Origin of the sequence: Streptomyces coffeae, assembly GCF_016741875.1 — a bacterium.
GTDB classification, from domain to species: Bacteria; Actinomycetota; Actinomycetes; order Streptomycetales; family Streptomycetaceae; genus Streptomyces; species Streptomyces coffeae.
Genome location: NZ_JAERRF010000006.1, coordinates 142,026 through 155,602 on the forward strand (window position 1 = coordinate 142,026; position 13,577 = coordinate 155,602).

The 13,577-nt window shown below is 73.4% G+C and carries 1 protein-coding gene; it reads right to left on the reverse strand.

The genetic code is table 11. The features are described from left to right. Positions 1-15: 15 nt before the first annotated feature. A complete protein-coding gene (locus tag JK363_RS43755; protein WP_201874627.1) occupies positions 16-13,518 on the reverse strand; it encodes a type I polyketide synthase in 13,503 nt (4,500 codons plus the stop codon). Between the last annotated feature and the right edge of the window lie 59 nt (positions 13,519-13,577).

Here is a 13,577-nt window from a genome sequence, read left to right on the forward strand (position 1 = left end):
TGGCGGGGGACACGGTCACTGATCGGGGTCCTGGGTTTCGAGTTCCTGGTCGAGGAAGTCGAAGAGTTCGCTGTCCGTCGCGGTGCCGAAGTGGTGTTCGGCCTCGGGCTCCGGCCCGGTGCGCAGGGCGCCGCCCCACCGGGCCATCAGGGTGCGCAGCCGGGTGTCGATCCGGTCGGTCGTGGCACTGTCATGGGCGGGGTCCCCGGCGAGGCCGAGGACCGCGGCCTCCAGCCGGTCGATCTCCTCGAACACGTCGTCCGGTCCGTCATCGGGCCCGTCCAGGCCGTACTGGGCGAGCACATGGGCGGCGATGGCGGCGGAGGTGGGGTGGTCGAAGGCGAGGGTGGCGGACAGCCGCAGACCGGTCACGGTGTTCAGCCGGTTGCGCAGCTCGATGGAGGTCAGCGAGCCGAACCCGAGGTCGCTCAGCGCCCGTTCGGGATCGATCCGGTCGGTGCCGGAGTGGCCGAGAACCTCCGCCACCTGGGCGCGCACCGCCGCCAGCGCGGCGGCATGGCGTTCGGCCACGGGCAGCGCGGCCACGGTGTCACGCAGGCTCACGGCCGGGGCGGGCGCCACCCGCACCGGACGGCGTGCGGCGGGCAGTCGTACGCCCAGGCCGCTGAGCAGGGGCGGAAGGGTGCCTGCCGTGGCCTGGTCGCGCAGCGCCACGGGATCCAGCCGGAGCGGCACCAGCAACTCCCTGCCGTCGGCGACCGCCGTGTCGAACAGCGCGAGTCCGTCCCGCGTGGACAGCGCGGCGATACCGGACCGCCGATACCGTGCGTGATCGGCCCCGTCGAGCGCGGTAGTCATCCCGCTCGCCTCCGCCCACAGCCCCCACGCCAGGGACACCCCGGGCAGACCGGCCGCCCGGCGCCGCTGTACGAGGGCGTCGAGCGCGGCGTTCGCGGCCGTGTATCCGGCCTGTCCGGCGCTTCCCATCACCCCTGCCGCCGACGAGAACACCACAAACGCCGACAGGTCCGACTCCCTTGTCAGTTCGTCCAGATGGACCGCGCCGTCGACCTTCGGCGCGAGCACCCGTTCCACACGTTCGGGATTCAGCGAGCCGAGGACACCGTCGTCGAGCACCCCGGCGGTGTGCACCACCGCGCCCACCGGACGGTCCAGGGACGCCAGCAGCCGCGCCACCGCCCGCCGGTCGGACACATCGCACGCCACCACCGACACCTCGGCACCCCGCTCGGCCAACTCGTCCCGCAGGGCTTTCGCGCCCTCGGCCTCGGGCCCACGGCGGCTGATGAGGACAAGCCGCCGTGCGTTCCACCCGGTGACCAGATGGCGTGCCACTGTGGCCCCCAGGGTGCCAAGACCCCCGGTGACCAGGACCGGGCGCTCCGGATCGAAGCGGGCGGGCACGGTGAGCACCAGCTTGCCGATATGCCGCGCCCCGCTCAGGAAACGGAACGCCTCGGGAGCGCGCCGCACATCCCAGGTACGGGTGGGCAGGGGCCGCAGCGCGCCCCGCCCGAACAACTCCACCAGCTCCGTCAGAATGTCCTGGACCCGGTCCGGCCCCGGGCGGCTCAGATCGAAGGTGTCGTAGCCGACCCCGGGGTGCGCGGCCGCGATGGCGTCGGGCTCGCGTACATCGGCCTTGCCCATCTCCACGAACCGGCCGCCCCGCGGCAGCAGCCGCAGGGAGGCGTCGATGAACTCGCCGGTCAGGGAGTTCAGCACCACATCCACGCCGCGCCCGCCGGTGGCCGTGGCGAACCGGTCCGCGAACTCCACATCCCGGGAGGAGGCCAGGTGGGTGTGCGGAACTCCGGCCGACCGCACCGCGTACCACTTGCCGGGTGCCGCCGTGGCGAACACCTCGGCGCCCCAGTGACGGGCGAGCTGGACGGCCGCCATACCCACACCGCCCGCCGCCGCGTGGATGAGCACCGACTCGCCACCGCGCAGTCCGGCGAGGTCGTGCAACGCGTAGTACGCGGTGAGAAACGCCACCGGCACCGACGCGGCCCGTGGATACGACCACTCGTCCGGCATCCGCGCGACCAGCCGGTGGTCGGTCACCGCAAGCGGTCCGAAGCCACCGTGGACCAGGCCCATCACCCGGTCACCCACGGAGAGTCCGGTGACATCGGCGGCCACCTCGGTGACCACCCCGGCAGCCTCACAGCCCAACGGCGCATCCCCGGGGTAGGAATCGAGGGCGATCAGCGCGTCCCGGAAGTTCATACCGGCGGCGCGGACGGCAAGACGCACCTCACCGGCCGCCAAGGGGCGTTCCGCCTCCGGGTGGGCGATGAGCGCCAGTTCGTCCAATGAGCCCCTGCGCGGGATGTCCAGCCGCCAGGCATCGGCCCCCGGGGGCACCGCCAGCGGTGCCCGCCCGGCGGCGCGGGTCAGCCGCGGTACGAGCAAGGCGCCGTTGCGCACCGCGAGTTGCGGATCCGCCGTGGCAAGTGCGGCGGGGAGCGCCTCATGGGAGGCCGGATCGTCGTCGAGATCCGCCAGGGCGAAGCGCCCCGGGTGCTCGGCCTGCGCCGTACGCACCAGCCCCCAGACGGCCGCCTGCGCCGGGTCGGGCGACCCGGTGTGCACCGCGCCCTGGGTGAGGAACACCAGCCGACCGGCCGGGCACCGTTCGTCGGCCGACCACGACCGTGCCAGCTCCAGCGCCCAGATGGTGGCCGCGCGGACCGCCCCGGCCACGTCCTCGCCGCACCGCACCGGGCAGGGCGCGAGAAGCACCACCCCGGCGCCGTCCGCCGCCTTGAGCTCGTCGAGATCCGTGATGCGGGTGACGGACCGCGCCGGATCCGCGAAGCCGAGGTCGCCGAGCAGGAACAGCCGTTCGGAGGAGGGGACTTCGGAGCCGTTGACCGGTGACCACACCACCTCGAAGAGGCAATCCGCGGCCACGTCGCCGGGCGCGGCGAGCCGGTCCAGCTCCACCGGCCGCATCACCAGCGAATCGACTGCCGCCACCGGCCGGCCATCGCCGTCCGCGAGGGACAGCGCCATCTCGCCGGAGCCCTTCGGCGACCAGCGCACCCGCAGGGAGGTACCGCCCGCGGGGGCGTACAACCGCACCCCGGACCAGCTGAGCGGCAGCCGGGCCCGGCCGCCCTCCTCCTCCAGAGCGGCCAGCACCGGCGCGTGCAACGCCGCGTCCAGCAGCGCGGGATGCAGTCCGAACGACGTACCGTCCCCGGTGTCGGCGCCGCCGGGCAGGGCGACCTCGACGCACATGTCGTCACCGCAAGCCCACGCCGCCCGCAGTGCCCGGAAGGCCGGGCCGTAGGTGTAGCCGAGCCCGGCGGCCCGGTCGTACACATCGGAGACGTCCAGGGGGACCGCACCGCGCGGTGGCCATGCGGTCGGTTCCCTGGGCGGCCGTTCGCCCATGGTCAGGGTGCCGCTCGCATGGTGGATCCACGGGGCGTCCCGTTCCGCGTCCTCGGCACGCGCGTGGATGTCCACGCTGCGGCGCCCCTCGGTCTCGGCCCCGGCGGTGACCCGCAGCGCGACCGCGCCCCGCTCGGGCAGCGCCAGCGGAACCCGTAGTGTCAGTTCCTCGACCTGGTCGAACCCACAGTGCCGGGCGGCGTGCAGCGCGAGTTCCACGAAGCCGGTGCCGGGGAACAGGATCCGGCCGCCCACCACATGGTCGGCCAGCCACGGGTGTGTACGCACCGACACCCTGCCGGTGAACAGCACACCGTCGTCCTCCGGCAGGGCGACCGCCGCGCCCAGCAGCGGATGGCCGGTGGGAGTGAGCCCGAGCCCGGACGCGGCCGTGTCCGCCACGGCGGCCTTCAGCCAGTAGTGCTCCCGCTGGAAGGCATAGGTGGGCAGTTCGGTCCGCCGGCCGGACCGGCCGGAGAGAAACGCGGGCCAGTCCAGATCCGTGCCCCGCACGAACAGGTGCGCCGCGGCGGCGGTCACGGCGGCCGCCTCCGGACGGTCGGTGTGCAGCGACGGCAGGAAGGACGCATCGGGAGCGCACTCCTGGCCCATCGCGGTGAGCACACCGCCCGGGCCGATCTCCAGCAGGGTGGTCATGCCCCGGGCCACGAGCGATCCGACCCCGTCGGCGAACCGCACCGTGGACCGCGCGTGGCGGACCCAGTAGTCGGGCGAGCACAGCTCATCCGGTCCGGCGGGCCGCCCGGTCAGCGTGGACACCACCGGAATCCGGGGCGGCTGGAACGACACCTCCGCCACCACCTGCCGGAACTCCGCAAGCATCGGTTCCATCAGCGGCGAGTGGAACGCATGGCCCCCGCGCAGCCGGGTGGTCTTCCTGCCCTGCCGCTCCCACTGGCCGGCGGCGTCGAGGACGTCCGCCTCGGCTCCGGACAGCACCACGGCCCTCGGCCCGTTGACGGCGGCGATGGCCACCTGCCCGGACAGCAGGGGAGTGACCTCGTCCTCGGTGGCCCGCACCGCCACCATCGCCCCGCCGGGCGGCAGCGCCTCCATGAGGGCGCCCCGCGCCGCCACGACGGCGCACGCGTCGGCGAGCGAGAGCCCCCCGGCCACATGGACGGCGGCCAGCTCACCGACGGAGTGACCGGCCAGCGCGTCAGGCCGCAACCCCCACGATTCCCACAACCGGAACAGCGCCACCTCCAGGGCGAACAGCGCGGGCTGGGTAGCGGCGGTGCGGTCGAGGAGACCGGTGTCCTCGCCGAACATCACCTCGCGCAGCGGGCGGTCCAGCAGGGGATCCAGATGTGCGAAGACGGCGTCGAGGGCATCCGCGAACACCGGATAGCGCTCGTACAACTCCCGTCCCATGCCGGAGCGTTGGGATCCTTGTCCGGAGAACAGCAGGGCCACTTTCCCGCCGTCGGCCACCCCGCACGGTACGGCGGGGGTGTCGGTACCGTGGGCCACCGCCTCCACCCCGGCCAACAGCTCGACCCGTGTCGCGCCGAGAGCCACCGCCCGGTGTTCCAACCCCGCACGGCCCGAGACGAGGGAGTACGCGATGTCCGCCGGGTCCGCCTCATGGAGTTCCGTGACGGACCCGCCGCCGAGAGCGCCTTCCGCGACGGACTCGCCGCCGAGAAAGGTGTGCAGCCGCCGGGCCTGCGCGCGCAGTGCCTCCGCGTTCCGCGCGGACATCACCCAGCCCACCACCGCTCCTTCAGGCCCCTCGGGGGGCCCGGACGGGGCGGCGTCGGCGGGCTCTGCCTGCTCCAGGATGACGTGGCCATTGGTGCCGCTGACCCCGAAGGAGGACACCCCGGCCCGGCGCGGACGTCCGCTCTCCGGCCACGGCCGGGCCTCGGTCAGCAGCCGCACCGCGCCCGAGGACCAGTCCACGTGGGACGACGGACGGTCCACATGCAGGGTCTTCGGCAGGACACCGTGCCGCATCGCCAGCACCATCTTGATGACACCGCCGATACCGGCCGCCGCCTGCGCATGGCCGATGTTGGACTTCAGAGCCCCCAGCCACAGCGGATGGCCGTCGTCCCGGCCCTGTCCGTACGTGGCCAGCAGCGCCCGCGCCTCGATCGGATCGCCCAGTGTGGTGCCCGTACCGTGGGCCTCCACCGCGTCCACCTCGGTGCCGGACAGCCCGGCGCCCTCGAGCGCCTGACGGATCACCCGTCGCTGTGCGGGCCCGCTGGGCGCGGTGAGGCCGTTGGACGCGCCGTCCTGGTTGACCGCGGTGGCCCGCACCAGCGCCAGGACGGGATGGCCGTGGCGGCGCGCGTCGGACAGCCGCTCCAGCAGCAGCATTCCGGCGCCCTCGCTCCAGCCGGTGCCGTCGGCCGCGTCGGCGAACGGTTTGCAGCGGCCGTCCGGCGCCAGTCCGCCCTGACGGCTGAACTCGGCGAACGACGTGGGCGCCACCATCACCGCCGCACCACCCGCCAGCGCCGTCGAGCACTCGCCCCGCGACAGCGCCGAGCAGGCCAGATGCAGCGCCACCAGCGAGGACGAACACGCCGTGTCCACCGTCATCGCGGGTCCGCGCAGACCCAGCGCGTAGGCCACCCGCCCGGACACCACACTCAGCGCGTCACCGGTGAGCCGATAGCCCTCCGTACCCAGCGCGGCCTGCTCCAGGGTGCCGGCGTAGCCCTGCGGCGAGGCACCGATGAACACCCCGGTCGCGCTCTCCCGCATCGTCCCGGGGTCGATACCCGCCCGTTCCAGCACCTCCCAGGACAGCTCCAGCACCTGCCGCTGCTGCGGATCCATCGCCAGTGCCTCACGTGGCGAGATACCGAAGAAGTCCGCGTCGAAGTCGCCCGCGTCGTAGAGGAAACCTCCCTCGGCCGTGGTGCTGTGGCCGACCGCTTCGGCGTCCTCCTCATACAGCCGGTCGAGGTCCCAGCCCCGGTCGGTGGGGAACGGCCCGATCACATCCCGCTCGGCGAGCAGCAGTTCCCACAGGTCCTCCGGGCCGCGCACTCCGCCGGGATAGCGGCAGGCCATGGCGACCACGGCGATCGGCTCGTCCGCGGCCGTTGCCACGTCGGACAGAGCGGGCCGGGCGTCGTCCGGACGGTCCTCCAACAGACCGGCCCCGAGATGGCGGGCGAGCTCCCGGGGGGTCGGATGGTCGAACACCACCGTGGTGGGCAGGGGCAGACCGGTGGTGTCGCACAGCCGCTTGCGCAGCTCCACCGCGATCAGCGAGTCGAACCCCAACGCACGGAAGGGCCGGTCGGCGGCGATCTCCCCGCCTCCCGACAGCCCCAGCACCGCCGCGGAGTGCGCGCGCACCAGCTCGAGCACCACCCCGTGCCGCTCGGCCTCCGGTAACCCGGCCAGCCGCTCGGCGAGTTCCGACCGGTCGCCGGACATCGGATCCTGGGCGCCCCTCGTCCCCTGGCCGGCGGCCGTCAGATGCGCCACTTCGGGGAGGTCACCGATCAACGGACGCGGCCGGGCCGCGGTGAAGGCCGCCGCGAACCGCGCCCAGTCCACATCCGCCACGGCCACCGTGGTCTCCCCGCCGCTCAGCGCGGCACCGAGGGCGGCCACCGCACGCTCCGGAGCCATCGGCCGCAGGCCGATCCGCCGCAGCCATCCGCTGATGGCGCCGTCGGCCATACCACCGCCGTCCCAACTCCCCCAGGCGACCGAACACGCGGGCAGCCCACGGGCCCGGCGCCACTCGGCGAGCCCGTCGAGAAAGGCGTTGGCCGCACCATACGCACCGAGCCCGGCGCTTCCCCACACGGCCGACGCCGACGAGAACAGCACAAACGCGTCGAGCTCCCGGCCCTCCAGCAACGCGTCCAGATGCGCGGCCCCGGTGGCCTTCGCGCCCAGCACCTCGGCAAGCTCGGCCGGACCGGTGTCCATCAGAGGCAGCGACGGTCCGACACCGGCCGCATGGAACACCGAACGGACGGGTGTACCCTCCGCGTCCAGCCGCTCCAGCAGACCGGCGAGCGCCGCACGGTCGGCGGTGTCGCAGGCGGCCACCGTCACCCGCGCGCCGAGCGCGCCCAACTCCCGTTCCAGCTCATCGGCGCCGGCCGCGTCCGCTCCGCGCCTGCTTACGAGCACCAGATGCGCCGCACCACCGACGGCCAGCCACCGGGCGACCTGGCCGCCCACCGCGCCGGTGCCCCCGGTGATCAGCACGGTGCCGCGCGGACGCCACTCGGGTACGCCTCCGGTGCCGTTGAGCGGCGCGGGAACGAGCCGCCGCACCGACACCCCCGAGGGGCGGACGGCGAACTGGTCCTCGTCGCCGATACCGGCGAGCACCGCGGCCAGCCGGTCCGCGGCCCGGCGGTCGGCCGCCTCGGGCAGATCGAGAAGACCGCCCCACCGGTCGGCGTGCTCCAGCCCCGCCACCAGACCGAGCCCCCACACCTGCGTCTGCGCGGGGCTCACCACCCGATCGGACCGGCCGACCGCCACCGCGCCCCGGGTGGCCAGCCACAGCGGTGCGTCGACCCCCGCGTCGCCGAGTGCGCCGACGAGAGCCAGTGTGGCGGACACCCCCCTGACGAGGGAGGGCTGTTCGGGTTCGGGGCGCTCGTCCAGCGCCAGCAGCGACAACACCCCCGTGGGCCCGCACTCGCCCAGGGCCTCGTTCAGCCGCCCGGTGAGCGCGGCCCGGTCGGTGCCGACGCAGTCGACGGTCACCACGGACGCGCCACGGCGGCGCAGCGCCTCAGCGGCGGCCTCGGACCAACCGGACGCCGGGCCGTCCGCATCCGCCGGGACGAGCAACAGCCAGCGGCCGGTCATCTTGTGCCCGGCCGGTGTGTCGACCGGCCGCCAGATGACGCGGTAGCGCAAGGAGTCGATCGCCGCCCGTTCGTTCCGCCGCCGTCGCCAGTCGGCCAGCGTCGGCAGCAGCGCCGCGAGGGATGCGTCGGCCGGAGCGTCCAGCGCCGTGGCCACCGCCGCCATGTCCTCCCGTTCGACGGCGGACCAGAACGCCTCGTCGGCGGCGTCCCGCGGATGCGACGACGCGGATGCGTCGGGGGAGGGGCGATCGATCCAGTAGCGGCGCCCTTCGAACGGATAGGTCGGCAGATCCACCCGGGTGGCGTTGTCCGGAAACGACAACCTCCAGTCCACCGGCACACCGTGGACGAACGCCTCCGCCATCGAGGTGGTCAGCCGGGCCGTACCACCGTCGTCGCGGCGCAGTGTGCCCACCACGGCGATGTCATCGGCGAGCGCCTCCACCGTCGCCCGGACCCCCACGGTCAGCACCGGATGCGGGCTGACCTCGACAAAGCTCCGGTAGCCCGACCCGACCAGCTCCGTGACGGCCCGCTCGAACTCCACCGTCTCGCGCAGATTGCGGTACCAGTACCCGGCGTCGAGCTCCGGTCCGGACACATAGTCCCCGGTGACGGTCGACAGCAGTGGCACCTTCACCGGGCCCGGCCGGATCCCCGCCAGCTCGGTCAGCAACTCCTCGCGCACCCGCTCCACATGGCGTGAGTGCGAGGCGTAGTCCACCGGAAGCCGCCGGGTGTCCACACCGTCGGCGGCGCACGACTCCTCCAGCGCCTCCAGCGCGTCGGGGTCGCCCGCGACGACCACCGAGGCGGGGCCGTTGACGGCGGCCACCGAGATCCGGCCGTCCCACGCCGTCAGCCACTCCCGGACCCGCGCCACCGGCAGGGCAACGGACACCATCGCACCGGTACCCGCCAGGGCGGTCAGCGCCCGGGAGCGCAGCGCCACGGCCCGGGCTCCGTCGGCCCGCGACAGCGCGCCCGCCACACAGGCCGCCGCGATCTCGCCCTGGCTGTGTCCCACCACCGCCCGTGGACGTACGCCCGCCGACCGCCAGACCGCCGCCAAGGACACCATCACCGCCCACAGCGCGGGCTGCACCACATCCACCCGGTCCAGGGACGCCGCACCGGGCAGCCCCCGGACCACGTCCACCACCGACCAGTCGACGTACGGTTCCAGGGCATCCGCGCACGCCCGCAGCTCCGTACGGAACACCGGCGACGCCTCCCACAGTTCGGTACCCATCCCGAGCCACTGCGCGCCCTGGCCGGGGAAGACGAACACCACCTTCCTGGCGCCGTCGGCGACCCAGCCCGTCACCACCCCGGCCGCCGGAGCGCCGTCGGCCAGGGCCACCAGGCCGCGGAGCAGTTCGTCGCGGTCGCCGCCGATGACCACCGCGCGGTGCTCGAACGCCGAGCGGGTCGTCACCAGAGAGTGGCCGATGTCCCCGATGGCCGGCTCCGGCCTCGTGCGCAGGTGGGTGTGGAGTTGTTGTGCTTGGGCGGTGAGTGCGGTGGGTGTTTTGGCGGTGAGGATCCAGGGGGTGGTGGGTTGGGGTGTGGGTTGGGGTGTGGGTGTGGTTTCTGGTGTGGGTGGTGCTTGTTCGATGATGGTGTGGGCGTTGGTGCCGCTGACGCCGAAGGAGGAGATGGCGGCGCGGTGGGGTTGGTGGGTGTGGGGCCAGGGTTGGGGTTGGGTGAGGAGTTTGATGGTGTTGGTGGTCCAGTTGGTGTGGGGTGTGGGGTGGTTGATGTGGAGGGTTTGGGGGAGGGTGTGGTGGTTGATGGCGAGGATGGTTTTGATGAGGGCGGCGATGCCTGCGGCGGCTTGGGTGTGGCCGATGTTGGTTTTGAGGGAGCCGAGGTGGAGGGGGTTGTCGGGGGTGTGGTGGGGTCCGTAGGTGGTGTGGAGTGCTTGGGCTTCGATGGGGTCGCCGAGGGTGGTGCCGGTGCCGTGTGCTTCGACGTAGTGGATGTCGGCGGGGGTGAGTTGGGCGTTGGTGAGGGCTTGGGTGATGACGGTTTGTTGGGAGGGTCCGTGGGGTGCGGTGAGTCCGTTGGAGGCGCCGTCCTGGTTGATGGCGCTGCCGCGGATGACGGCGAGGACGGGGTGGCCCAGGCGTTGGGCGTCCGACAGCCGCTCCACCACCACCATCCCCGCGCCTTCCGCGAGGCCGAATCCATCGGCGTCGTCCGAGAACGCCTTGCACCGGCCGTCGGGCGAGAGCGCCCGCTGACGGCTGAACTCGATGAACAGCCCCGGTGAGGAGAGCACGGTGACCCCACCCGCCAGCGCCAGCGAGCATTCGCCCCGGCGCAGTGCCTGACCGGCCAGATGCAGTGCCACCAGGGAGGACGAACAGGCCGTGTCCACCGTGAGCGCCGGACCCGTCAGCCCGAGGGTGTACGCGATCCGCCCCGACGCCACACTCACGGTGTTGCCGGTGAGCAGATGCCCCTCCAGGTCGGCCGGTGCCTCATGGAGTCGTGGCCCGTAGTCCTGGGCGATGGCCCCGATGAACACCCCGGTCCGGCTGCCGCGCAGGGTTGTCGGGTCGATCCCCGCCCGTTCCACGGCCTCCCAGGAGATCTCCAGCAGCAGCCGCTGCTGCGGGTCCATCGCCAGTGCCTCACGCGGTGAGATCCCGAAGAAGGCCGCGTCGAACCGGTCGGCGTCGGTGAGAAAGCCCGCCTGGCGCTGATAGCAACGGCCGGGCCGGCCGGGCTCCGGATCGTACAGCTCCGCGAGCCGCCAGCCCCGGTCGGTGGGGAAGGGGCCCAGGGCTTCGCCGCCCGAGGACACCAGATCCCACAGCTCCTCCGGGCTGCGCACCCCGCCCGGCAGTCGGCAGCTCATGGCCACGATCGCGAGGGGCTCGTCGTCCTCCGCCGCGGCGATCGGCGGCAGCACGGCGTCATCCTCGGCGGAACGGCCGGTGATGGCCCGGTCGAGACAGTCGGCGAGAGCGGTCACCGTGGGGTGGTTGAACACGGTCGTCACCGGAAGCCTCAGACCGGTGGCCGCGTTGAGCAGTGCGCGCAGCTCCACCCCTGCGACCGAGTCCACGCCCAGCCCGGACAACGGCGTCCGCTCGTCGACCGGATGGCCGGGGTCCCGGTCGAGCACCGTGGCGATCTGGGCTTGGACCAGATCCAGCAGTTCGTCGTACCGTTCGGCCGCCGGTGCGGAAGCGAGTCGGTCACGTGGGGAGACCGCGTCGTCGGCAGGGCGCTCGGGGGCGGGGCCGGTACGGAACGGATAGGTGGGCAGCGGCACCCGCCGTACCACACGGCCCGCGAACGCACCGCCCCCGAACACACCGCCCCACTCCGGCTCCACCCCGTGCGCGTACAGCTGGGCCAGCGAGGTGAGCACCCGGCGCGCACCGCCCTGGCCACGGCGCAGGGTGCCGGTCACCAGGGCTCCGGACCGCGCGTCCTCCGCCGTCTCCTCCAGCGCGTGGGTGAGCACGGGATGCGGGCTGACCTCGAGCAGCACACCGTGTCCGGAGTCGAGCACCGCGCGGGTGGCGCCCTCGAAGTCCACCGGGGTACGCAGCGCCCGGCACCAGAAGTCCCCGGTGAGCGCGAGCGGGTCGACTCTGCCACCGGCGGCCGAGGAGTAGAACGCCACCTCGGTCGGCCGGGGCCGGATGGACGCGAGGTCGGCGCCGAGTTGTCCGAGCACCGGATCGACCTGGCGGCTGTGTCCCGCGAGCCCGAGCGCGATCCGCCAGGTACGCACCCCGTCGGCCACGAGTTCGGTGTGCAGCCGCGCCACGGCGTCCTCGGGGCCGGAGACCACCACCGAGTGGGGCGCGTAGACGGCCGTGAGCTCGAGTTCACCGCCGAACCGGGCCAGCCGGGGCCGTACGGTGTCGGCGGATGCCATCACCGACAGCATCACCCCCTGACCCACCAGCTCCCGCTGCGCCCGGCTGAACAGCGCCACGGCCCGCGCCCCGTCGTCGAGCGACAGCGCACCGGCCACCGTGGCCGCGACGATCTCGCCCGCGCTCGCGCCCAGCACCGCGCTCGGGGTCACACCGAACGACCGCCACATCTCCGACAGTGCCACCATCACCGCCCACAGCGCGGGCTGGGCCACCTCCGGGCGGCTCAGGGCGGGGCCGTCCGGCGCCGCGTTGCGCAGGACGTCCATGACCGGCCAGTCGACATACGGCGCGAGAGCGTCGGCGCAGCTGTGCAACCGCTCCCGGAATGCCGTCGATGTCGCAAGCGGTTCCCTGGCCATGTCCGGCCACTGCGGGCCCTGTCCGGGGAAGACGAAGGCCGCACGGCGCCGGTCGCCCGCCGTGCCGTGCACCAGTCCCGGCCAGGGGGTCCCCTGGGCCAGCCGGTCGAGTTCGGCGGCGAGTTGGTCCCGGTCATGGCCGACGAGGACGGCCCGGTGGGGCAGGGCCGCCCTGGTGGTGGCGAGTGAGTACGCGATATCCGCGAGCGGCAGCCCGGGGTGTGCGTCGAGGTGGCTTCGCAGATCGCGGGCCATGTCCCGGAGCGCGTCCGGCCTGTGCGCGGACAGCGGCAGAGCGACCGGCTGTCCCTCGTCGCCCGATCCGGCCCCGGCCGCGGATCGCTGAAGCGCGGGACGTCCGCCCCGGAGTGCGGCCTCGACCACATCCCACACCCGCGTGGTCACACCGGGGGACAGCGCGCCCGGATAGCCGAAGCCCTCCCCTTCGCCCGTCGCGTACCCCTCCGCGCATCCGTTGTCCGGGGAGTCGTCGGGGTGCTCGTCGGCGCTCTCCTCATAGCCGTCGTCCCAGCCCTCGTCATGCTCCTCGCCACCAGGCCCGCCCGAACCGACTGCCTCCTCCGCGCGCAAGGACGAGGAGCCCGAGAGCAGCGCGGCCACCGCCCCCTCCACGGGGTCCACGGCCACCGCGAGGGCGAGGCCGCACGCCCCCTCGCGCAGACTCACGACCGCAGCGGCCACCGGATCCGCACCGGTCCAGCGCGGCCCGGTGAGGCCGAGCACCCGGGCGGGTTCATCGGCGCGGGGCACATCATCGGCAGATCCTTCGTCATCGGCGGCGAACACCCCGACTCGACAGGAAAGTTGGCCGGGAGCCAGCCCCGCGTCCTCCACCGCCGCCCACACCGCCTCCAGGAGGAGCAGATGTCCGGGATCCGGTTCGGCGCCGCACACCTCACGGAACGGACCGCGCTCCGCCGGTGTGCGAGCAGCGTCCGGCCCCCGCTGATCAGGACGGCGACGAGCCACTCCGACCACGGTGAGCGCATCGCCGTTCAGCAGATCAGTGACATACATGGAGCCCCCTGGCTGAATGGTCACGAGGCAAGCCAAGCCACCCCGAGTCGACGGGGGCA